Origin of the sequence: Ignicoccus hospitalis KIN4/I, assembly GCF_000017945.1 — an archaeon.
Taxonomy (GTDB): Archaea; Thermoproteota; Thermoprotei_A; order Sulfolobales; family Ignicoccaceae; genus Ignicoccus; species Ignicoccus hospitalis.
Map to the genome: position 1 here is coordinate 1,130,089 of NC_009776.1, position 20,140 is coordinate 1,150,228.

Annotated in this window: 27 protein-coding genes and 3 tRNA genes; 13 read left to right on the forward strand and 17 right to left on the reverse strand. The window is 57.3% G+C overall.

Annotation, left to right across the window (positions count from 1 at the left end):
- Positions 1-5: 5 nt before the first annotated feature.
- The 3 genes from IGNI_RS06530 to IGNI_RS06540 form a co-directional block, all read right to left on the reverse strand.
- On the reverse strand, positions 6-2,315 hold the full coding sequence (locus IGNI_RS06530) for an ABC transporter permease (protein ID WP_012123409.1): 2,310 nt from the start codon (positions 2,313-2,315) through the stop codon (positions 6-8).
- Positions 2,303-2,965, reverse strand: a complete 663-nt coding sequence (locus tag IGNI_RS06535) for an ABC transporter ATP-binding protein (RefSeq protein WP_148202336.1) — start codon at positions 2,963-2,965, stop codon at positions 2,303-2,305. The genes IGNI_RS06530 and IGNI_RS06535 overlap by 13 nt, the downstream gene beginning before the upstream one ends.
- A 66-nt stretch (positions 2,966-3,031) precedes the next feature.
- Complete coding sequence (locus tag IGNI_RS06540; RefSeq protein WP_012123411.1) at positions 3,032-3,895, reverse strand: hypothetical protein; 864 nt, start codon at positions 3,893-3,895, stop codon at positions 3,032-3,034.
- A gap of 65 nt (positions 3,896-3,960) precedes the next feature.
- On the opposite strand from IGNI_RS06540, the gene IGNI_RS07595 reads away from it, so the two are divergent.
- Positions 3,961-4,449 (forward strand): UPF0179 family protein, encoded by a 489-nt coding sequence (locus IGNI_RS07595; RefSeq protein WP_238374134.1) that lies wholly within the window; start codon positions 3,961-3,963, stop codon positions 4,447-4,449.
- Positions 4,440-4,536, forward strand: a tRNA-Arg gene (locus IGNI_RS06545). The genes IGNI_RS07595 and IGNI_RS06545 overlap by 10 nt, the downstream gene beginning before the upstream one ends.
- 270 nt (positions 4,537-4,806) lie before the next feature.
- Here the strand turns inward: IGNI_RS06545 and IGNI_RS06550 are convergent.
- From IGNI_RS06550 to yciH, 9 genes are all read right to left on the reverse strand, one after another.
- Entirely contained in the window at positions 4,807-5,328 is a 522-nt protein-coding gene (locus IGNI_RS06550; RefSeq protein WP_052570346.1) for a phosphatase PAP2 family protein, read from the reverse strand.
- The gene (locus IGNI_RS06555) at positions 5,294-5,740 is read right to left on the reverse strand and encodes an uL15m family ribosomal protein (RefSeq protein ID WP_012123414.1); all 447 of its coding nucleotides are present in this window, start codon (positions 5,738-5,740) and stop codon (positions 5,294-5,296) included. Before IGNI_RS06555 ends, IGNI_RS06550 begins: the two co-directional genes overlap by 35 nt.
- Before the next feature lie 49 nt (positions 5,741-5,789).
- Positions 5,790-6,269: a 50S ribosomal protein L30 gene (locus IGNI_RS06560; protein ID WP_012123415.1), complete on the reverse strand. Its 480-nt coding sequence runs from the start codon at positions 6,267-6,269 to the stop codon at positions 5,790-5,792.
- A 13-nt stretch (positions 6,270-6,282) separates the two neighbouring features.
- Positions 6,283-6,918 (reverse strand): 30S ribosomal protein S5, encoded by a 636-nt coding sequence (locus IGNI_RS06565; protein WP_012123416.1) that lies wholly within the window; start codon positions 6,916-6,918, stop codon positions 6,283-6,285.
- Positions 6,919-6,924: 6 nt separating this feature from the next.
- Complete coding sequence (locus IGNI_RS06570) at positions 6,925-7,539, reverse strand: 50S ribosomal protein L18 (protein ID WP_012123417.1); 615 nt, start codon at positions 7,537-7,539, stop codon at positions 6,925-6,927.
- A 1-nt stretch (position 7,540) separates the two neighbouring features.
- Positions 7,541-7,993, reverse strand: a complete 453-nt coding sequence (locus IGNI_RS06575; RefSeq protein ID WP_012123418.1) for a 50S ribosomal protein L19e — start codon at positions 7,991-7,993, stop codon at positions 7,541-7,543.
- Positions 7,990-8,436, reverse strand: a complete 447-nt coding sequence (locus IGNI_RS06580; protein WP_012123419.1) for a 50S ribosomal protein L32e — start codon at positions 8,434-8,436, stop codon at positions 7,990-7,992. Before IGNI_RS06580 ends, IGNI_RS06575 begins: the two co-directional genes overlap by 4 nt.
- Positions 8,436-8,996, reverse strand: coding sequence for a 50S ribosomal protein L6 (locus tag IGNI_RS06585; protein WP_012123420.1), 561 nt, complete (start codon positions 8,994-8,996; stop codon positions 8,436-8,438). The genes IGNI_RS06580 and IGNI_RS06585 overlap by 1 nt, the downstream gene beginning before the upstream one ends.
- 75 nt (positions 8,997-9,071) lie before the next feature.
- Positions 9,072-9,386: a stress response translation initiation inhibitor YciH gene (gene yciH, locus IGNI_RS06590; RefSeq protein WP_012123421.1), complete on the reverse strand. Its 315-nt coding sequence runs from the start codon at positions 9,384-9,386 to the stop codon at positions 9,072-9,074.
- 71 nt (positions 9,387-9,457) lie between these two features.
- Between yciH and IGNI_RS06595 the strand changes: the two genes are divergently transcribed.
- The 5 genes from IGNI_RS06595 (at position 9,458) to IGNI_RS06615 (ending at position 11,987) form a co-directional block, all read left to right on the forward strand.
- Complete coding sequence (locus IGNI_RS06595; protein ID WP_012123422.1) at positions 9,458-9,628, forward strand: TFIIB-type zinc ribbon-containing protein; 171 nt, start codon at positions 9,458-9,460, stop codon at positions 9,626-9,628.
- 107 nt (positions 9,629-9,735) lie between these two features.
- Entirely contained in the window at positions 9,736-10,305 is a 570-nt protein-coding gene (locus IGNI_RS06600; protein ID WP_052570349.1) for a hypothetical protein, read from the forward strand.
- Positions 10,287-11,033 (forward strand): phosphoglycolate phosphatase, encoded by a 747-nt coding sequence (locus IGNI_RS06605; protein ID WP_012123424.1) that lies wholly within the window; start codon positions 10,287-10,289, stop codon positions 11,031-11,033. Before IGNI_RS06600 ends, IGNI_RS06605 begins: the two co-directional genes overlap by 19 nt.
- Positions 10,991-11,515, forward strand: coding sequence for a DUF6884 domain-containing protein (locus IGNI_RS06610; RefSeq protein ID WP_052570351.1), 525 nt, complete (start codon positions 10,991-10,993; stop codon positions 11,513-11,515). Before IGNI_RS06605 ends, IGNI_RS06610 begins: the two co-directional genes overlap by 43 nt.
- On the forward strand, positions 11,472-11,987 hold the full coding sequence (locus IGNI_RS06615; protein WP_148202280.1) for a hypothetical protein: 516 nt from the start codon (positions 11,472-11,474) through the stop codon (positions 11,985-11,987). Before IGNI_RS06610 ends, IGNI_RS06615 begins: the two co-directional genes overlap by 44 nt.
- Here IGNI_RS06615 and IGNI_RS06620 read toward each other — a convergent pair.
- The gene (locus IGNI_RS06620; RefSeq protein WP_187145959.1) at positions 11,977-14,025 is read right to left on the reverse strand and encodes a DEAD/DEAH box helicase; all 2,049 of its coding nucleotides are present in this window, start codon (positions 14,023-14,025) and stop codon (positions 11,977-11,979) included. The genes IGNI_RS06615 and IGNI_RS06620 overlap by 11 nt on opposite strands.
- A gap of 59 nt (positions 14,026-14,084) precedes the next feature.
- Between IGNI_RS06620 and aroA the strand changes: the two genes are divergently transcribed.
- From aroA to IGNI_RS06640, 4 genes are all read left to right on the forward strand, one after another.
- The gene (aroA, locus tag IGNI_RS06625; protein WP_012123428.1) at positions 14,085-15,416 is read left to right on the forward strand and encodes a 3-phosphoshikimate 1-carboxyvinyltransferase; all 1,332 of its coding nucleotides are present in this window, start codon (positions 14,085-14,087) and stop codon (positions 15,414-15,416) included.
- Positions 15,397-15,849, forward strand: a complete 453-nt coding sequence (locus tag IGNI_RS06630) for a hypothetical protein (protein WP_012123429.1) — start codon at positions 15,397-15,399, stop codon at positions 15,847-15,849. The genes aroA and IGNI_RS06630 overlap by 20 nt, the downstream gene beginning before the upstream one ends.
- Positions 15,846-16,472 carry a hypothetical protein gene (locus IGNI_RS06635; protein ID WP_012123430.1) on the forward strand — a complete coding sequence of 209 codons (627 nt, stop codon included), beginning with the start codon at positions 15,846-15,848 and terminating at the stop codon, positions 16,470-16,472. The genes IGNI_RS06630 and IGNI_RS06635 overlap by 4 nt, the downstream gene beginning before the upstream one ends.
- A 57-nt stretch (positions 16,473-16,529) precedes the next feature.
- A tRNA-Arg gene (locus IGNI_RS06640) sits at positions 16,530-16,606 on the forward strand.
- Between the two features lie 112 nt (positions 16,607-16,718).
- Here IGNI_RS06640 and IGNI_RS06645 read toward each other — a convergent pair.
- On the reverse strand, positions 16,719-16,952 hold the full coding sequence (locus IGNI_RS06645; protein ID WP_012123431.1) for a hypothetical protein: 234 nt from the start codon (positions 16,950-16,952) through the stop codon (positions 16,719-16,721).
- A gap of 3 nt (positions 16,953-16,955) precedes the next feature.
- On the reverse strand, positions 16,956-17,078 hold the full coding sequence (locus IGNI_RS07950) for a hypothetical protein (protein WP_012123432.1): 123 nt from the start codon (positions 17,076-17,078) through the stop codon (positions 16,956-16,958).
- Between the two features lie 267 nt (positions 17,079-17,345).
- On the opposite strand from IGNI_RS07950, the gene IGNI_RS06650 reads away from it, so the two are divergent.
- Both IGNI_RS06650 and IGNI_RS06655 read left to right on the forward strand, forming a co-directional pair.
- Positions 17,346-18,569: an ammonium transporter gene (locus tag IGNI_RS06650; protein ID WP_012123433.1), complete on the forward strand. Its 1,224-nt coding sequence runs from the start codon at positions 17,346-17,348 to the stop codon at positions 18,567-18,569.
- Positions 18,570-18,582: 13 nt separating this feature from the next.
- The gene (locus IGNI_RS06655; RefSeq protein ID WP_012123434.1) at positions 18,583-18,933 is read left to right on the forward strand and encodes a P-II family nitrogen regulator; all 351 of its coding nucleotides are present in this window, start codon (positions 18,583-18,585) and stop codon (positions 18,931-18,933) included.
- 639 nt (positions 18,934-19,572) lie between these two features.
- Here the strand turns inward: IGNI_RS06655 and IGNI_RS06665 are convergent.
- Entirely contained in the window at positions 19,573-19,800 is a 228-nt protein-coding gene (locus IGNI_RS06665; RefSeq protein ID WP_148202281.1) for a hypothetical protein, read from the reverse strand.
- Positions 19,801-20,029: 229 nt separating this feature from the next.
- Positions 20,030-20,107 (reverse strand) — tRNA-Glu (locus IGNI_RS06670).
- Between the last annotated feature and the right edge of the window lie 33 nt (positions 20,108-20,140).

A 20,140-nucleotide genomic window follows, 5' to 3' on the forward strand; every position in this document is an offset into this window, starting at 1 on the left:
GGGCTTCACGACTCCAGTTTTATTTCTTCGACCACCTCGACCCTCCTATACCACTGCGCGGCGAGCGCGGCCATGCCCACCACGGACGCGAGGAGCAGCAGCGCCTCTAGCCTCCAGTCGGCTTCGTGGGGGATCAAGTAGACCTCGGAGAGCCTCCCGGCCACGTAAGCGCCCACCGTCTCTTCGACCAAGAGTGAGGGGATTAGGGCCGCCGCCGCCACGAGCCCCCACTTCGTCAAGGATACGGTAAGGTACTCCTTGCTGGTTAGGCCCAGGGACTTCAAGAGCGCTAAGAACCTACTCTTCAGCACGACGTCGCTGAAGCTGAAGGTCGCTAGGGCGAGTACTACTATTGAGGTCCCCAACAAGGTAGTTAGGGAAGTTGAGAGGGCCACTTGCCTCAAGTTGTCCCTCAGCTCCCTCTCGAACTCCGTCCAAGTTAGGGAGGTCGCCGCGTAGGCGTTTGAGACGAACGTGGCGTGGACCTCCTTGGCTATCTCCAGCTCCGGGGATCCGGAGACGTAAATCACCATGACGCTGTACTCCCTCGCGGGGAGGTAGGCCTTAGGGAGTATCACGGTAGGCGGGAACATCGGGTAGGAGAAGATCCCGCTTACCTTGACCTCAAAGGCCCTCTTAACCCCCTTGCTCTCCACCTCTACTTTGACTATGTCTCCCACCTTCAGCCCCATCTCGTGGGCCAAGAGGTCGCTCACAGCTATTTCCCCTCGGCCGGGGTACTTGCCGGCCACCAAGCGGGGGGCGAGGTCCCAACAGCTCCCCTTGAGGGCTTGAAGGCAAGCCTTGCCGTAGACGGGGACCTCCTCGCCGTCCTTCACTATTTTAACCTTGAAGTTGACCGAGCCGTAGAGGCTCTCCACCCAAACGCTCATCGAGCTGTAGCCCTTCAACCCCTCGAGCTGCGGGAGCACGTACCCTACGGGGGGACTTATCTTAGGTATTTTTAGGAAGGTCACCGCCACGTCGTAGTACTTTGGGACTTCAACCTTTGTAAGGCCTTCCTTGATGAGAGTTGGGATGGTGATAAGGCTCAAGGTTAGTGACAATAGAACCACCGCCGCAAGGAACCTCCACGTCGCCGCCTTGTTCTCTGAGACCGCTATCATGACTCGGAAAGGCAAAGAGCTCTCCATGCTTAACCTGACCTTCAATCCGTAGAACCTCAGCGCCTCCACGAGGTTCATCTTACTTATTGCTATTATAGACGTCAAGATTGTTAATACAGTAGTTAAGGCGGACATGGCAAACACCGCCAAGACAGTCTTGGGACTCACGGTAAGGGTAACGAAGGCCTTGAGGGGTTCCAGCCTGGGGTGGGACAGGGCGACGTTCACTGAGCTTATCGCCACAGCAGTTCCGAAGAGCAGCGCGAGGAGGGTCCCTAGGAACACTCTGGAGCCCCACACGCCGCTCAAGTACAGCGTCATGTCCTTTAGCGAGGCGCCTATCGACCTTAGCGTAGCTACCTCTCTGACGTTCCTCTCGATGTATATCACGCTAACTATCAACAAAACTATCGTTACGACGGCCCAAGATATCTCTGACATAACTTCTAAGACGTTCGAGCTCTCTAATATCACGTCCTCTCCGGGGTAGAACAGCAAGTCCCTCTTCGAGTCGAACACAAGCGCGACGAAGCCTCCGACATCCTTTATTACTTCTTTAACCTTCTTAGCCCCGTCGGGGTCGTCGGTAACAACGCTGTAGACCGTGTAGCCTCCGAACTCCCTCTTGAGCCTCTCGCCGTCCTCCTCGTTCAAGAAGAGCACCGGACCCGCCGGCAAGGGGAGTCCGCCCTCCGCATAACCCACTACCTTCTCTACGAACGGTTCCACGGGGTTCAGCGTGACAACGGGATAGACCCTTAACACCATCCCGGGCTTGACGAACTCCGCGCTCCCCTTTAACAAGACTGCTTCTCCTTGGCGCAAGTTGGGGGCCTTGAACCCCCCGAGCAAGGTGTCGTTCCGGTACGCGGCCTCGGAATAGCCCAACAACAGGGGGACCGTCGAGTTACAACACTCCCCGTAAGAAGGGACCACTGCGTAGCCGGTGAAGTCCTTGACCCAGCTGAGGTTTTTCATGATTTCGTCCACGTAGTAGGGTATGTAGCCGAGGACCACTATGTCCCCATAACTCATCGTGAGGTAGTTAGAGAACAGAGGGAGGAGGGTGTCCTTTAAGACTTGGGAGGTTACGTACATACTTAATGAGAACGCAACCATTAACGATATAACTAAGGTCTCAACGGCTTTCTTCCTCGCAGTTTTGATACCTACCTTCAGCGCCGACAATTCAACCTACCCCCCTCCAAAGCGCAGACTGCGTCGGCGACGGCGACTATCTCCTCCTCGTGAGTGCTAACTATAGCGCACCCGCCGGAGTCCGCGAACTCCCTAATTATGCTCGCGACTAACCTCCTATTCCCTTTGTCCAAGTTGGAGGCGGGCTCGTCCGCCACCAGTATCTTGGGCGAGTTCGCCAAAGCTCTGGCGACGGCCGCCCTCTGCTGCTCCCCTCCGGAGAGCTCCGTCGGGTAGCGTTCGAGCTTATCGCCTAACCCTAGCCTCTCTAACAACATTTTCGCCCTCAGCTTGGCCTTGTGCGGAGGCATCCCGACCAACTCCATGGGAAGCATGACGTTCTCGAGAACGGTCAAGGTAGGTATCAACTGCAAGCTCTGGAACACCACGCCTACGTTGTGTCTCCTCCACTTGGCCCTCCACTCCTCGCTCTTGAGGACCTTTTTGCCCAAGTGAAATATTGAGCCCCTATCCGGGTAGTCTACCGTAGAGATCAAGTGGAGGAGCGTGCTCTTCCCGGAGCCCGAGGGGCCCACCACCGCAACCACTTCCCCGAAGCCCGCCTCGAGGTCGACCCCCCGGAGGACCTCCACCCTCTGAGGGCCGACCCGATAGCCCTTCCAGACCCCCCTGGCGGCCACGCACGACAAGCCTTCGGACCGGTCCCCAACTTGCCGGCAAGGCTAAAAGAAGTGTCGTTTCCTCACTTACTCTTCTTGGACGCTCCTCCTCAAGTCCGGCGACGCCGTCCAGCCCCGCGAGGCGTCGTAGTATATCAAGCCGTCTTCCCTTAGAGCCTCGAACAACTTGAACAGCCTCTCGTCGTTTAGAGCTTCCATGACCTCTTCCTCGGAGCTCCCGGCCTCCGAGAGCCTCTGCCAGAACTCCTCCCAAGCCTCCGGGTGCACCACCACGCGGCCGTGCTTGGTTGTTTCAATGACCAAAGCCCCGCTCTTCTTCAACTTTTCGATGAGCTTGTCCACGTTTCTGGCGAACGCCATGTCTTCCTCGAAGTTAACCTTCCTTTCCCTCAAAATATCCATTGCCGATCGCTTTTTCTTTTTATCGTACGTCTTTTCGACAGTCACGGGCGCTTCCTTACGAACCTCCTCGTGCTCCGGCTGCGGAGCCTTGTACTTCTCTTCCAGCTCCTCAACCCTCTCCAAGAGCTCCCCCAACTGGCGGGAGAGGGAGTCCACCTTCTGGCTCCACGGGTTTATCATGTCGACCACTTTCCTCTCTATCCTCTTAACGGCCTCGTCGACAAGCTTGTTAAGCAGCTCCTTCTCGTCCAAGTTGAGCCCCTCTATAGCTATTGAGGACAGCTTGCTCTCGAGGGCCTCTTCGATGAGCTTCCATACAGCCTCTTGCAGCTTCGTCGGCAGTTCGCCCCTCTCCAGCCTCTCTATCCTAGCCTCCAACGCCCTGGGGTTGAAGGGAGACCTCTCGAGCTCTCTGGAGAGAACTTCAAGCACGTAATCCGTCACTAAGGCGTAACCCTCTTCCTTTGCCCTCCTCTCCAACTCCTCGTAGAAGTCGTCGCTGACCCTCAACACTATCTTTTTGGTCACCGCCAGTACCCGAAGGCCCTTTACGTTTCGGCGAACATAAAGTGAGGGGAAAGGCGTTGAAGAAAGTGTTACCAGTACCCAAGGAGTTCAAGCCCGGAGACCGCTTCGTGGCTGTGGGAACCTTACCCCTCTGCGAGGGCTGTATGCTCAAGGAGAGGTGCGAGGAGTACAAGCGGGGCTGGATTTACGAGGTGAAGGGCAAGGTAGGACTGGTGGAACACGACTGTAAGGTACACGGAAAGGTGGTCATGGGAGAGGTGGAGGAAGTAGGGATACCCTTGATCTTGCCAAAGAGGTTAGCAATCGAGGGGGCGACTGTCGAGTATACGCCCTCCAAGTGTACTAACAAGAAGTGCCCGCACTGGAGGGACTGCACCGCCCCTTGGGGGGAGAGGGTGAAGGTGAAGGTGAGGGAGGTCCTCGAGGAGGTCCAATGTCCCTTGGGACTCCCGTTGGTAAGGGTGATCGGCGTGCCCGTGGAGGTTAAGAGGAGAACCAGGAGAAACATTAAAAAAGGGAAGGGGGGTCACGGAAAACGGGGGTTGGCCCCGTAGCTCAGCCAGGACAGAGCGCCGGCCTCCTATCCCGTGCGGGGTTGGGAAAGCCGGTGGTCCGGGGTTCAAATCCCCGCGGGGCCGCCACGGCCTCGCCGGGCTCCTACACTTACCCCCTCTCCCGACCCTCCCGAAAGGGGTCTCAGAACGCGTAGCGACCGAACTCACGATCCCTACTGTCGCCACGTCCTCGCCCGCTAGGCAATCTCGTGCTAAAAGACAGGGTCGACGCCTCGGCGTAAGCGTTTGATCCGTTGGACTTTGAGGAAACAATAGGCGTTATGTAACTGTCAGTAGGGACCGTAACTACGTTTTGGCGCCAAGTTGAGTACGGCAAAACCCTTCGAACTTGTGCGCCTAAGCGCGCTGCCCCCTCAAGGCTCCTACCCTCTCCAGCAGAACCTCCCATAAGTCGCGGAAGGCCAAAGCGCTCAACGCTCCTCCCACTACGTCCAGCGGGTAGTGCGCGCAGAGCTGAACGCGCGACCACGCGACCAGAGCCGCGTAGGTTAACATAGGGTACCTCCAGACCCCTTCGAGCTCGAGCGCCAGCCAGAAGGCCCTCGCCGTGTGGCCGGAGGGGTAGCCCGGGGTTAGGTGGCCAGAGCCCTCCGGCCTGGGGGTGTGGAACGAGTACTTGAGGACGAGCACGAACGCGTTCAGGGCGAGCCCCTCTAGCACTATTTTGTAGTCTTTCCTAACGTAGGCTAGTATAGCCGTGTAGAGGAGGAACGGGAAGAAGTTCATAGTAGTGCTTATCCAGAAGGCCACGCTCTCAAGGCCGGGTAGCTTGAAGCAAGGCACGGACGTCGAGAAGGGCGCCAAGGATACCAATAAGAAAGAGCTAAGAAGCGGCCTCCACTTCCAGCTCCTCGCCATCGGGGGTTACCACCTTCCCCCCGGCGGCCTTGACCTTTTGAATGGCCTTCTTGCTCGCGAACGCAACTATTACAGTGTAGCTCCCCTTGACCTTCCCGAAGCCTAACAGCTTGTTGTAGCCCATGGCTGCTAAGTCTATCACGTTTGTGTTCAGTTTCCTAGCGAGTTCGTCGAGCTCTCCCACGTTGATTTCCTTAATTTCCACTCTGTCCTCGGGGGGCAAGTGGAAGCCGTACTTACCGAAGTAGCCCGGGCTCTTGGCGGTGACCCACGTCCAGAAGTGCTTGTGCATGCCGGCGCGGCCGAACCCTCCGCGCGCGCCGCTCCTGCGGTGCTGGCCTATCCTGCCCCAGCCCATAGTTCTGGTCCTTCCCCTCAGCTTCCTGCTCTTCCTCCTACGCCTTACCACCAAAGTTACTCACCCCGGCCGACGGGCTTTCCAATGTTTTAGGCCTTTGTGGTCAGAGCATCCTCAAAACCAGTTCGTTTATGGCCTCCCCGCGGTAGCCGGCCTCCCCTCCGGAGCGGTAAGGCTTCTTGATGCTCTTCTTGAAGCCGCCCCTGGGCGGGTGTAGCCTGAAGAAGGGCTTGATCGCCTCCTGCTTGTGAAGCACCACCTCGCCGTTAATTATCTTCTCCGCGAGCTCTTCGAAGCTGTTCACCCCGAACTTCTCCTTTATGTACTCTGGGGTGAGCTTCTTGTCGCCTGGCGCCCTCCCCCTAACCTCCAAGAGCTTCGCCAGCACGTCCTTCCTTATCTCGCCCCAAGTTATCCACGCTTGTGCCTTCCTCAGCATGCCTTCGAGGCCCGGCAAGTCCGCCGGGTAGACCACGGCCGCATACCTCCTCAACAGCCTCAAGTTCTCCAGAGTCTTCCTCACGTCCGGGTGCGCGTCAGGCTCTCCCTTTATCCTAATAATTAGGTACAACTTCTTGCTCATCCCTCAACACCCCTCACTGCTGTTGTACCCAGTCCCACGGGGCGAGGAACTTGTAAGTCTGCTTCAGCGCGTTGAAGGTAGCCTTGGCGAAGTTGTGGGTAGTCCTAGTTTCTCCTTCCGTGTGCGTCCAGACGTCCTTGATCCCCGCGTACCGAAGGACGGCCTTCGCGACGTCACCCGCCACCAGCCCGGTGCCTCTCGGCGCGGGCTTGAGGATCACCTCGACGCTGCCGCTCTTGCCCCTTACGGTGAAGGGCACGCTGTGGGGCTCCCCGCATGTGCACTCCCAGCTGCCGCACCCCCTCCTGACCGGAGTTATGTTGAGCTTGGCGTTCGCGAGCGCCTTCTGTATCGCGAACCTCATCTGCTTTGCCTTGCCCATGCCGAGGCCGACCAGGCCGTCCTCGTTGCCTATTACGACCAGCACCCTAAGCCTAGTGACCCTTCCGGCGTCGGTCACCTTCTGAACCAAGCTGACGTCCAATACTTCGTGCTTCAAGTCCGGAACCAGATAATCTACTATCTCCGGCTCCAATATCGGCAAGTTCTTCTCGAAGAGCTCGTATATGCTAGTTATCTTGCCTTCCTTAACCATCCTCCCTACTCTGGTCCTCGGGACCCACTCCTCCGCGGAAACGGTCACCGCCACTTCGCGTCACCCCGTGGTGGCGGGCTGCTCCACCTTATAGTCTTCGAGTATCTTTGCCTTCACTTCTTCGAAGTGCTTCGGGTAGTCCTCCGGTTTGAGGCCCCTTTCCAGCAACTTGGCGAACCTCCTCTGGTACTCTTCCGGGTTCTCGTTCTTCAAGCTCTCCGCGTAGGAAGCTATGTGTTCGCCCCTTATCCTGCTCTCGTCGGGGACCACGTCTCCCACGGGCACCTCTAGCCCGACGTCGTTGGCCGCCTTTATCGCCGCAAACACTCTGGCGCCCTTAGTGGGCTTGTGTAAGCCTATGTCCGGGACCGCGTATTGTATTCCGGCCTTCTTCGCCCGCAAGGCCGCTAACATGCCGGTCAAGTAGACGGCGGGCAAGGAGTTGCCGTAGCCCTTCCAGCCGTACTTCTTCTCGAGCTCCTTCGAGTGCGCAGCGGCTATGACCTTGTCCCCTTCGGGGGCGAACTCGATCACTTGTACCCACACGTACTTGTTGCTCTTCCTCACCACGAACCTGGGCTTCCTCGAGAGCGCCATGGTGTAACGCTTGTAGTAGTTGGTCTTCCCTTCCCTTCTCCTCCTTCTGGGAACTTTGTACCTAGGCCCCCTTGCCAACTCACTTCACCTCTATGCCGTACCTCTCCCTCAAGTAGGTCTTTAAGTTACTTAAGCTATCGAACATGCCACCTTTAGCCTTCATGTATAGCTCTCTGTAAGTCCTCCTGTCTATTACCTCGTGGTCCCTCAAGTACCTCAAGAACCTCCTTATCTTCCTTATCCTGTTCATCCAAGCTTCCTTGGGGTCCTGACGGGCGCTGGCCTTGCCCTTCCTCTTGCCGTAACCCCTCCTCCTCCCCTTCTTCCTCTGCTCGTGGCGTACCTTCCACCTTGCCCTGCTGTTACGCCTCTTGGGCTCGACCTTGATTGCTCCTTCCTCTATTAGGCGCCTTACGTCCTCCTTGGAGACGGCCTCGGAGACGTCGGCCAGCCTTGTGGGGTCTATCCAGATCCTACTCTCCCCGACGCCGAGGATCTCTGCCGCTAACCTCGCGACCTTGTCTGGCCTCACGCCTCTACACCCCCGTTGGCCACGCGGACGCCCAGTTCTTGAGCCCTCCTAATTATTTCGGCCCTCTTCTTCTTCCCTACGGATGAAGCTATGTAAACTATGTGTTTCTCCTTGTCGACCTTCTCAAGCTCCTTCACGTTGTGAACTATGACCGGCTCCAGGCCGCTGGGGTGGAGCCCCCTAACCTCCTTCGGGGTGCGGTACCCTACCTTGACTATTGGAGGATAGCCCTTGAGCTGCAACCGGGACTTGTTGTCGTTGCCCTTGGGCTTCCTCCACTTGTAGCCCCTCTCCAGCCGGAAGTACCTCCACCAGTGGTATCGGATGAACTCCGGCAAGTCGTTTCTAAGCTCTACTGCCTTCTTCATAGCCTTCCTTTTCTTCCTTATCTCCTTCAGAACTTGAGCCCTCTTGTTGAGGGCTTCTCTCAGCTCATTGGACATTACGACATCACCTCCCTGGCGTATATGTAGATACCGTCCATGAACACCCTGCGGTCAAACTCGGTTATTTTAGTAGCTTGCTCTATGTTGGCGGCAGTCTGAGCTACCTTCTCTATGTCGGTCCCTTCTATTATCACGTCCCTACCTTGGACCTTGACGGTGACTCCGGGGAGGACCTTGGCCACTCTGGGGGCCTTCTCACCGATGAAGTTGTGTATTTCAACTCTGTCCCCGACCACCTTGACGCTTATGGGGAAGTGAGAGAACACTATCTTCATCTTGTAACGCCATCCCTTAGTGACGCCGGTAATCATGTTCTTTATATGGGCCGCTACGGTGTTCACCAACGCCTTCCTCTTCCGGTTGGCGAAGAACGTCTCTACGAGGACTTGCTTCTTACCTTCTTCCTCAACGACCCTTATCCTTATTCCCTTGGCGTGGGAGAAGTCCCTCTCCAACTCGCCCTTGGGGCCCCTTACCTTGACCTTGCTGCCCTCGACCTCCACTTCCACGCCCTCAGGCACGTCCACGAGCGCGTGCACCCAGACGGCCTTTGCCATTCTACGCGACCCCGGGGAGCGATGCTGTGGGGATATAAGGGGTTCTCCACACTTTGACCTTTAAAAAAGGGGCCTCTAACCGACGATGACTATGTTTTCGGGAGGGTATCCCATCTCCTCGAGCAGCTTCTTCACCCTGTCCCTGTGGTCCCCTTGAAGTTCTATCCTCCCGTTCTTTACGGTCCCTCCGGTGGCCAGCTTGCTCTTGAGTTGTTTAGCCACCTTCTTCAACCTCTCGTTGTCTAAGTTGAGGCCTTCGATTATGGTCACTTCTCTGCCCCACTTCCTCTTTTCCAGCTTTATCTTTATCAGCTCTTGTTGATCCATCATTAGCTGTTCACAGACCTCCGGAGGGAGACCTCCGCACACCGAGGGGTCCAACGTCCCCATGTTCAGCCCATCGGGAGTAGCCTTGAACTTTAGTTTATAAAGAGTTACCTACGGTGTACCGGGGGGTTAAGGTGGACGCCTCGCCGGTCAAAGACGTGTTATATAAGTGCGCCGCGTGCGGGTACGTGGCCAGCAAAGACGAGCTGGAGAGGCTGATGATGGGCGTCCGATGCCCGAGGTGCGGGTACAAAATATTGTACAAGATACGCACTAGCGGTAGGACCTACTTCAAGGCGGTATAAGGATGATCGGGTCCTCGAACTCTGAGCGGTGATGACTGTAGCCCGCGAGTGACTTTCTAAGAGCTCCGGCGCACTCCTCCCGGTGCCCCGAGGGCTTGAAGGGAAGTATGAAGTTAACTTTGTTCACCAAAGACGCCTTGGACTTGACAAAAGTCGTCGGAGAGATGGTCAGAAAGGGGTTCTGGACGGCCAAGGTCGTGCCGGCGGAAGGGGGCTTCGAGATCCTCTCGCCTGAGCCAGGCTTGATAGGGGCCAAGGTCGTTGACGACCAAGTCTCCTACAAGCTGTACGCGAGCAACGAGGGCAGTTCGCTCACCCTCTTTGGCGACTTGGACAGACCGTTCCTCAAGGTGGCCGAGCTCGTAGGGCTCTTGGCCGCCGGCGGGTGCGGGGAGGAGTGCATAACTGCTGCGGAGCTCACGGCGAGCGTGAGCGCCGAGGGGTTCTGCAGCTTCGGTCAGATAGAGCTGGAGAGGGTAGGGACCCTTTCGGTATCCGGGCTGGTGGCTAGGAAAGAGGGAGAAGTCGTCAGCGTCGTCCCTTTAAACGAGAACTCGTACTTAATGGTGTACACCGTCAAGGGCGACTGGAACACCGTTAAATCCCGAGCGTTATCTTTACACGCCCTCTTACCCCAAACGCTTGAGGTGGTCAAGAGGTGGACTTGTCAGCAATAAAGGTAATAGCAGCGGACGTGGACGGGACCTTAACCGAGGGCGTCTCGTTCTTACTCGATATAGACGCAATAAAGGCGTTGAGGGACTTAGAGAGGCACGGGCTGAAAGTGATCTTGGTCTCGGGAAACAGCAGGCCAGTAACCTTAACCTTGAAGAGGTACTTGGGGACCAGCGCTCCGGTAGTGTTCGAGAACGGCTGTGGTTACGGGGACTTCACGTGGGAAGAGACGGTTCCCGACAAGTCCTCTTGCCTCGTGGCGAGGGAAGCGGCAGACACGCTCTTGAAGGTTCTCTCCGTCAAGGGTTGGAGGCCCTCGTGGCAGAACCCCTGGAGGAAGTGCGACTTCGCGATCAACGCTCCCGAAGGGAAGACCTCCGAAGAGGACGCCAAGAAGGCTTACAAAATATTGGAAGAGCTGGGTTACTTGAAACAAGGGCTCGCGGTCTTGGTGAGCAGACACGCCGTCCACATAATGCCCAAGGACTGTGGCAAGGGTAAAGGAGTCAAGAGGGTAGTGGAGAAGATGGGTTACGACATGAGCGAAGTGTTGGCAGTTGGCGACGCAGAGAACGATCTAGAGATGATAAAGATGGCCGGCGTGGGCGTGGCGGTCGCGGACGCCCAAGAGGTGCTCAAGAGGGAAGCCGACATAGTGGCCCCGGAGCCCGCGGGCAAGGGCTTCGCTTGGATAGCGAAGAAGGTGTTGGAGGCGAAGCGCTCGTCCTAACTTACTGTACGAAGAGGAAGAGGGGGAGCCCCGGGAGGGCCTCCGAGGTCTACGCGGGGCCCGTAAGGAACTTGTTTGTTTTGGCCGAAAGGTTGGGCGCGCGGTGCTTCGTGCTCAGCGCCAAGTATGCCCTAATAGAGTGCGACGCCCGTGTAGAGCCCTACGAGCTCTACCTAGGGGAGCTGGGTCCCGAGGAGAGGGAGCGGCTAAAGAGAAGGGTAGGAGAGAGGTGCGACGAGCTCCGAGGTCCTTGGTACTTGGCGGTGGTCAACTTGAGCGGGCGGTACTCCGAGGTCTTCCCGTGCCGCGTGGAGGCGCGCTACGCTGTAGTAATAGGGAAAGTTGACGTGGTCTCGGCCGAGAAGGCCCTCAGGTTGGTGCCCAAAACTATAGGCCAGCGCAACTCGGCCTTGAAGGCCTTGGGGAGGGCGAGGAGCCTTGAGGACGTTATTCGACTTATTGAGGAGGGAACTTTCCACTGAAAGCTTGATTTCGATTGCATCGACCGAATGGGAGGAGGCGGTCGCCGAGTTCAGGAAGTTCGCGATGAACTGCTCGGAATCAACTAACAGGGAGGCGTGCGACGAGAGGTTGAAGGACTACAAAGAAACTTTCAAAGATCTGATAAAGCTTAGGATATACAAGATGCTGAAAACCGAAGAAGTCCCGGAGACCTCGGTTGACGAGCCTTTCCTCAGGCTAGTGCTAAAGTTGATAACAGACTTCACCAGCTCCTTGGACGAGGTAGTGGCGGACGAGAGGGGCAGGGTTTTTGTGATAGTTAGAAAGAGGTTGGACGTGGGAGGGGTAATAGCGGAGCCCAACGAGCTAGTTATGATGAGTTTAATGGAGGCTGTCGCGCTTAGCGCCTTCGGTTACGTGGAGCTGCTGAAGCTCCCGGTTGAGGGCTCGGAGAAGTTCTCGTGGATAACCTCAGAGCCGGTCAAGGCTTAACCCACTTGACCAGCCCGTAGCCCAAGCCCATCGCCTCTAAGGCCCGCTTAACGACCCCCTTACCGACCACCCTCGCAGCTAGGTCAGCCCTCTTGACGAAGTCCTCTTTAGACCTTATTCCGGCGTTCCAAAGCGCCCTGGCCCTTACCCTACCTATGTAGGGTATCTGCACTAACTCGACGAGCTCTTCGGAGACGCCGTACTTCAAGCGGAGCTCCAGCTCCGCCAGCGCCTCGGAGTGTTTGTACAGACCGACGAACTTAGCTATTTCAGAATATGCATGGACCAGCCACGCGGCCGTGTCGCTCAACACTCTGAGGTCTCCCGGGTAGAAGCCGTACTTCTTCGCTATCACCTCCTCCGGCTCCTCCTTCACCCAGCTCTCCAGGGCTAGAGCGACCTTCAACGCGCTCAACGCCGTCGACTCGCTCACGTACTCGTCATCCCTTATCAAGAGCTCGTCGAACCTCTCCTCCGCCACCCTCCAGAGCTCCCTCACCTCCGAGCTCCTCAGCCCCCTCTTGGGCATGTCCGGGGTGACGGCGACCAAGTGCAAGTACCCCAAAGCGGTAGTCTTGCCCTTGCGGCGCTTCAGGGCCCCCAGAACTACCTTTGCCCCTAGTGGGTCCACGTACTGTTTGGCGACTACCGTTCCCAACGGCGTAGCCTTGACTCCTTCCACCAAACCAGCCCCCTTTAGGAACTCCAGCGACCTCCTCGCGTCGTCTATCGCGTTTGCTGCCCCTTCTGTAACCCCGAAGAGGGTCTCCTCTATGAACTCCACCAACTCCGCCTCGCTGTTAACTGCCTTGGAGGCTATCAGCCCTAAGAGAGATCTTCTCAACGCTCGGGCGCTGGTCAAGGCGCTCCGCACGTCCTCCGGCTGGCCCAAGACGTACCTCTCGTAGACCTCCTCCGGAGGGGCCTTCGGCCTAGCTACTAACACTGAGGTGCCCTTAACGTCCAAGCCCGGCCTGCCCGCCCTCCCGGCCATCTGCTTGTACTCTGAGACCGAGATCGGCGCCTCCCCCTCGTCCGTGTACCTCGTGTACCTCTCGATCACGACCGCTCTGGCCGGCAAGTTGACCCCAGCGGCCAGCGTGGGGGTGGCGGCGACGAACTTGATCGCCCCGGAGCGGAAGGCCTCCTCCACGAGCAGTCGGGCCTCGTTGGTGAGCCCGGCGTGGTGGAAGGCGGCTCCCCTCTCCACCATCTTCGCCAAGACCTCGCCGAGCTCCCCTTCTACCTCAATCCTGACCCTCTCTGCCCACTCCTTGGTAACCTTATCGGGTTTCAACAACTTCGATATCTTCTTTGCCGCGTTCTCGGCCCTCTTCCTCGTGCTAGCGAAGTAGAGCGCTTGGCCCTCCCTCATGTAGTGGAGGGCCGCGTCCAAGCCCGGGTCGCTCAAGACCTCCTTCACTTCCTCGACTCTGTCCTCGAACAACACCTCGTAGCTGGACGGGTCCATTACGCCTTCCTCCAGCTTCACGGGCCTCCAGTCGTGGGTGACGAGTTCCGCGTCCAACCAAGAGGCCAAGTCCTCCGGGTTCCCCACGGTGGCCGAGAGCGCGACTATCTGCTTTCCCATTAGCTTTAACCTAGTCACTACAACCTCCAACGTCGGGCCCCTCTCCTCGTCGCCCACGTAGTGGACCTCGTCCACCACTACAGTCCCCACTTCCTTCAACCAAGGAGAGTTGTGCCTCAGCAAGGAGTCCATCCTCTCGTACGTAGCCACTAAGACGTCCGCCTCCCCCACCTCGGGGGCGTGGTAGTCGCCGACGCTCAGCGCCACTTTCGAGTCCTTGAATATTTTCTTCAAGGAGGCGTACTTTTCGAAGGCCAAGCTCCGCAGTGGGGTTAGGTAGACGGCCTTGTAGCCGTTGTCGAGGGCGTTCTTTATAGCCATCTCGGCTACGAGCGTCTTGCCCGAGCCCGTGGGAGCGGAGACCAACAAGTTCTTGAACTCAGTCAGTCCCTTCTGGAGGGCGAGCTCTTGGACGGGGAACAGCCGCCTTATGCCCCTCTCCTCCAACCACTCCTTTAACCCTAACCTCGCTCCCTCGGGGTTCTGGGCCCTCAAGCGTTAAAGTAATGCTGAATACTCCGGCACTTACGGACGGCCCTTGTGAGGGCAAGAGGAACTTGAGGGTGAGGGTAGAGCCGTCGACGCCGGAGGGCTCCGTAGAGGCGCCGCCGAGCAAGAGCTGGGCCCAGAGGGCAGCCTTCTTGGCCCTCTTGGCCGAGGGGAGGAGCTCCTTTCGGAGGGTGCCCGAGTCAGACGACGTGCTCGCCTCGCTGGAGGCGGTCCGGGCTTTCGGGGCGAAGGTGGAGGCGAAGGGAGGGGAGGTTGCGATAGAGGGAGGGGAGGTCAAGGTACCCGAGGACGTAATCAACATGAGGGGCTCCGGCACGGGGGCGCGGATAGCGATAGCCGTGGGGACTTTGGTGCCTAAAGGCTTCGGGGTAGTAGTAACGGGTAACGCCAGCCTCCGCAGGAGGCCCATGACTCCGGTCGTGGAAGTGATGAACGCCTTGGGGGCGGAGGTAGTCAGCTTGAGGGGGGGACTCCTCCCGGTCGTGAGCTTCGGGGGGCTCCCGGGCGGGGAGGCGGAGGTGGACGGGAGCGTAACCAGCCAACACGTGACGGCGGCTCTAATAGCTTCCACCAAGAGCGAGAGGGGGGCAAAAATAACCGTTAAGAACGCCGTCTCAAGGGGCTATATCGCCTTAACGGAGAGGGTGATGAGGCTCTTCGGGGCCAAGGTCAAGTGCGACGCGAAGTACTCTTACTGCGAAGTGGAGCCCTCGGAGCTGAAAGCCGTAAGGTCTGAAGTGCCCGGGGACTACGCGCTGGCCGCCTTCCCGGCCGCCCTGGCGGTGGTGAGCGGGGGCGAGGTGAAGGTGGGCCCCCTGCCGCCCCCGGAGAGCGGCCCGGGGGACCACAGGCTGGTAGACTACCTAAGGAAGTTCGGGGTGGAAGTCAGCTACTCCGACGGCTACTTGCGCGTAGAAGGGAGCGTGAGGCCGAAGGGGACTCGAGTAAACTTGAAGGACGAGCCGGACCTAGCCCTCCCCCTGGCGGCCGTGGCGGCCGTCAGCAAGGGAGAGAGCGTGTTGGCGGGCCTCTCTCACTTAGTATATAAGGAGTCAAACAGGATAGAGACGATATTGCAAACGCTCAAGTGTTTCGGCGTGAGCGCGCGCGTCGACGGGCCGAGCATAAGGGTCTTGGGAACGGAGTCGCTAAGGCCTTGCAGACTTAAGTGCCCGGACGACCACCGGATAGCGATGCTCGCCGCAGTGTTGGGGTCTGCCGCGGGGGCCGTTATAGAGTCCGCGGAGTGCGTCAACAAGAGCTGGCCCGGGTTCTGGGACGCGCTGAGCTCTCTGGGGGTGAAGGTCTATGTGGAGGGTCGCCGCTAAGAGGGGGTACTTGAGCATAAGGGGAGAGGACGTGTACGCCGTGGTCGACCCCTCGGAGCTGCCGGAGGACTTAATAGACATAGACTTCGTCATTCTAACCGAGAAGCCGAAGAACAAGAGGGTGTTGAACGAAATCCTCAAGAGCAGCAAGGCGACCTTGGTCGGCTCGCCCAAGAACGTGAAACACTACGCCTCGGACCACTACGTGGAGGAGGTCAAAGGGGTCAAGGGCTTAGCTCCCGGCCTCTGGGTGGCCAACGTGAAGGGTAAGGTAGTCATTGGGATAGACGAAGCTGAGGAATACATGATACTGATCTCGGAGGAGTTCCAAAGGGAGGAGGCAGAGGACTTGGGCAAGAAGATCTACGGAACTTCGGGGAGAGTGGTAACCCTCGGCGAAGTGGTGGAGGAGACCCTAGGTGAAGAGCTTTGAAGAAAGAGAGACCGATAGACTTAGTGTTGGCAGACGTAATCTCGTACGTCTTCAACCCTTATGATTTCGGCCTCGTACTCGTGCTGACGTCGTGGTTTAAGGACGGTAACTTGTTTTACGGTATACTCGCCTTGCTCTCGCTGGCCCTCCTACCCTTCCTCAAACACTTCAGAGGGGTTCGGATGGGGGCCTTCGACTGGAATGTTAACGAATTCAAGAAGAGGACCTCCATATTGGCCCTTTCGGGCTTGGGCGGGATCTTCGGCTCGTATTTGTTGTTCGTGTTGGGAGCTAAGTACGTGGCTACGGAGACTCTGGCCTACGCGCTAACGAGCTTAGTCGCCGCCGCTTGTTCCAGAGTGGTAAAGGTGTCAATTCATGTCGCGACCGCCGTCACCAGCACGGCTGTGTTGGGGTGGGCCTTCGGGAAAGAGGTGGGCCTCGTTCTGGTCATTATAACGGTGGCAATAGCTTGGTCCCGGCTGAGGCTCAGAGCCCACACGCTGGAGGAGGTCTTGGAGGGCTACGCGGCCGCCGGCCTCGGGACCACTACGGCGTTCTTGTTAATACAAACCTTCTTACCTCTGCAGGCCCTCACGATCCTTAAACAAGATCTTATATGAGAAATGAGGTTGGACTCGCGTCAATCTCAAAACTAGCTGGGGAGGTGAGTTGCCCGGGGCCCCGTAGCTCAGCCAGGAAGAGCGCGGGCCTCCGGAGCCCGTGGTCCCGGGTTCAAGTCCCGGCGGGGCCGCCACCCCGCGTATAAAGGGAAGGCTCCAGAGTGTGGTAACGGAGGCTCCAACGGTCCGGGGTAGGAGCGAGTGGTCCGTCCAATAAAACGGAGAGCGGCGGTCGAAACGCTATTTTCATCCCACCAACCCCAAGTACTTCACCAAGTTCTTATACTCCTTCAACCTCGAGGACAGCTGGCTATACACCTCCTTCCACTTGCCGTAGAACTTGTTAAACTCCTCGTAGGCCTTGTCTATCTCTTTCGCTATGTACGCCTTTATCAACGTTTCCGCTCCCCCGACGGAGGCCATTTGGCACTTCACCTTCGCCAGCTCGTAAAGCCTCATAGGCTTTGTAGCCCTTAACAAGAACTACTCCACCAGCCCCAGCTTGGACTCTATAGCCTTGTAGTCAACTGAGGGCTTGCTCTCCTTCAAGGCGTCCAGCTGCTCCTTAGCCTCCCTCTTGAACGATATCAAACGCGACTGGATCAACCTTCACCGACGTCGCGTAAGTTAATAGAATTACGATATTCTCATTAATGATACTATAAGGTTACACTAGAAAGCGTCTGTCCCGACCTCTCTTCCAAAGGTGCGGCGACGGCTAGCGAACCCCAGTCAACATCCAACCATGGCTTCCCCGCACTGTAGTAAACATTGTTCTAGAGGAATTAGATTGATTGAAACAATATTCCACAATATTGCCCAAATTGTTATGATTATGTTCACTCGTCGTCGTAGCTCGGGTGAAACGGAAAGGTGAGCGGCCTTAACGCGGGCGACGTGGCTTGGGTACTGAGCGCAACCTCAATGGTCTTGTTCATGAGCGTAAGCGGCTTGGCCGCGTTTTACGGAGGCCTCGTGAGGGATAGGAACGTCCTCTCGACCATGCTACACGTCCTCCTCGCGTTCTCCACAGGGCTCATAGCGTGGACTCTCTTCGGCTTCAGCGTAGCCTTCGGGAAGGACCTCTACGGCCTGATAGGCAACCCCCTCCAATACTTCGCCTTGCTGCCTAACTCCTTACCAAAGGTTTGGCCCGGGACCGACATCCCCGCCTCCTTGTTCGCGGCCTTCCAAGGGATGTTCGCCTCAATAGCAGTGGCAATAATCGCCTCCGCTATAGCGGAGAGGGGCAAAGTTGAGGCGTGGATCGCCTTCAGCTTCTTGTGGACCTTATTGGTCTACAGCGTAATAGCCCACTGGGTCTGGGGAGGAGGTTGGCTCTCCTCGATGGACGCGTTGGACTTCGCCGGGGGGCTGGTAGTACACATAAGCTCCGGCTTCTCCGCACTGGTGTTGAGCCTCATAATAGGTAAAAGGAAGTTCATAAAGAGAGTGGAGCCTGTCCCCCACAACATACCGCTGGTCTTGTTGGGCGCGGGAGCCTTGTGGTTCGGCTGGTTGGGCTTTAACGCCGGGAGCGCCCTCGCCGCGAACCAAGACGCTGCCAACGCGTTACTCGTGAGCGCCTTGGCCGCCGCCGCGGGAGGTCTCGCGTGGGTTTACTTGGATCTCAGGGAGAACGGAATATCCAGCAGCGTCGGCTTCGCGTCCGGCGTCGTGGCCGGGCTGGTCGCGATAACTCCGGCGGCCGGTTACGTGGACCCCCTAGGGGCCCTCGTCATAGGGGCCTTGGCCTCGGTGGTCAGCTACAACGCCGTAAAGTTCAGGATAGCTAAGGGCTGGGACGAGACGTTGGATGCTTGGGCAGTTCACGGGATGAGCGGCGTCTGGGGTTCTATCGCAACCGGCATCTTCGCCAACCCCCTAGTAGGGGGCAGGGCGGGCCTGCTCTTCGGCGACCCTTACCAACTGGTAGTCCAGATACTCAGCACGGTCGTAAGCATAGCTTACTCCGTCGCCGCTACCTACGTATTAGCGACTCTGATAGACAAGGTCGTGGGCTGGAGGGTGCCGGAGGAAGTGGAGAGGATAGGCCTCGACGTGTCGGAGCTCGGAGAGGAGGCCTACGTCATCTAAGGGGGTGGCCGGGATGACGAAGCTAATAATTGCATTCATAAGGCCTGAGAAGTTGGAAGACGTAAAGGACGAGCTCGAGAAGGTCGGGATATACCCGATGACTATAGTGGAAGTAAAGGGGAGGGGGACGCAGAAGGGCGTCACCCTAAACTACAGGGGAGTGCCAGTAACCGTGGAGTTCATCCCCAAGCTACAAATCGAACTAATAGTGGAGGACGAGGAAGTGGACAAGGCCGTAGAGGCGATAGCTAAGGGAGCTTACACCGGGCATCCAGGCGATGGGCGAATAGTCATCTTACCTGTTGAAAAGAACATCAAGATAAGGGACTATTACGAGAAGGTCTTAGGCGGCCGCGGAAGTTAAGATTAACTTTTTAGCACAGTACCTTTTCTAAGACCTCCACCTCCCGTACCTCCTGTTCCTCAAACGGTTGTCGCGAGCTCGAAACCCTTTCGTATTAACCCTCTGTAAAGGTGAACGACGTCTCCCGGTCACGCGTTCGCCTTCCGCTGGCTTCGACGATAATTTAGTCTATTTTTCACCCCATCGCTTCCAAACTTTGTTCCGACGCTCGAAGTTTCGCTCCAGAGGTCTCGAAAGGTTTTTCTTAACGGAACGTTCCACCGCTCCCTCGAGTCGCCTCTTTGGATATCGTAACCGAAAAGCGGACGCGCCCTTAAGTTCTAAAGCTCAAACTCGCTCGCCGCATACCTTTAAGGGCTCGTATTTCACATTCGAATTCCTCAAGGCGGACGCTTGAAGTCGGAGAACTTGAAGCCTCCCTCAGCGAGGAACGCTTCAAACCGCTTCCTCTGGAGCTCAGAGCAGCGCTCGCGTCCCTATTATTAGATTGCTAATAGGGCGACGCGCGTCCAGACTCTTAATGTAACTCATCACTTCCAGTGCCGCTTCCTCATTCATTAAGCGTATCCTCTTGTATAAGGTAAGCAGATCGTAGATAAGCCATATGAAAAAGCCGCCTACGGTTAGGAAAAACAAGAGCTACTTCAACGGCCTTCCTAAGTACAAGTAGTGGAGACCCACTATTGGTACGAGTAAGTACGCAAGCCACGTTTTCTTTCTCTTCTTTTTATATACTTCGCTGAACGTCTTGACGCATTCGGCGGGAAGGATTTGGAGCTCGACCCTCACTGCCGGCGGCAGCTCGTGGAGCAGTCGTCCGAGTTGCTCCTTAATCTTTACTTCCGCCGCGCCCCGCCGTAAGCCCATTAACTCCACTACGGGTTAATACGTAGCTGAGTTATTTAGGGTTATTACGATGATGATCCTCGTCAAGATTTCCTTAGAGAGGTAGAAATCGGCTGGGACGGAGGATCCTCTTCCGAGCGTTCCGAGGGCAGCGCCTCTACGTCGGCGTGGTTCAGTATCCCTAACCCTTTAGGGTCTTGAGGTAAGGTTAGGAGAGCTTTGGGAAGTGGTGTTAGGTTGTGGGTAAGTGTGGTGCCGCCGCCGGGATTTGAACCCGGGTCACGGGCTTGAGAGGCCCGCATACTTGGCCGGACTATACTACGGCGGCGCTCTCCGAGCCTCCGGAGAGGGAATTGGTTTA

Coding starts and splice junctions, on each gene's coding strand:
- IGNI_RS06655 (WP_012123434.1), top strand. CDS start 18,583: ATGACGAAGCTAATAATTGCATTCATAAGGCCTGAGAAGTTGGAAGAC.
- IGNI_RS06630 (WP_012123429.1), top strand. CDS start 15,397: ATGTGGAGGGTCGCCGCTAAGAGGGGGTACTTGAGCATAAGGGGAGAG.
- IGNI_RS06560 (WP_012123415.1), bottom strand. CDS start 6,269: ATGAGCAAGAAGTTGTACCTAATTATTAGGATAAAGGGAGAGCCTGAC.
- IGNI_RS06585 (WP_012123420.1), bottom strand. CDS start 8,996: ATGGCAAAGGCCGTCTGGGTGCACGCGCTCGTGGACGTGCCTGAGGGC.
- IGNI_RS06580 (WP_012123419.1), bottom strand. CDS start 8,436: ATGTCCAATGAGCTGAGAGAAGCCCTCAACAAGAGGGCTCAAGTTCTG.
- yciH (WP_012123421.1), bottom strand. CDS start 9,386: ATGGGGACGTTGGACCCCTCGGTGTGCGGAGGTCTCCCTCCGGAGGTC.
- IGNI_RS06665 (WP_148202281.1), bottom strand. CDS start 19,800: ATGGGCTTACGGCGGGGCGCGGCGGAAGTAAAGATTAAGGAGCAACTC.
- IGNI_RS06550 (WP_052570346.1), bottom strand. CDS start 5,328: ATGGCGAGGAGCTGGAAGTGGAGGCCGCTTCTTAGCTCTTTCTTATTG.
- aroA (WP_012123428.1), top strand. CDS start 14,085: ATGCTGAATACTCCGGCACTTACGGACGGCCCTTGTGAGGGCAAGAGG.
- IGNI_RS06600 (WP_052570349.1), top strand. CDS start 9,736: ATGAAGTTAACTTTGTTCACCAAAGACGCCTTGGACTTGACAAAAGTC.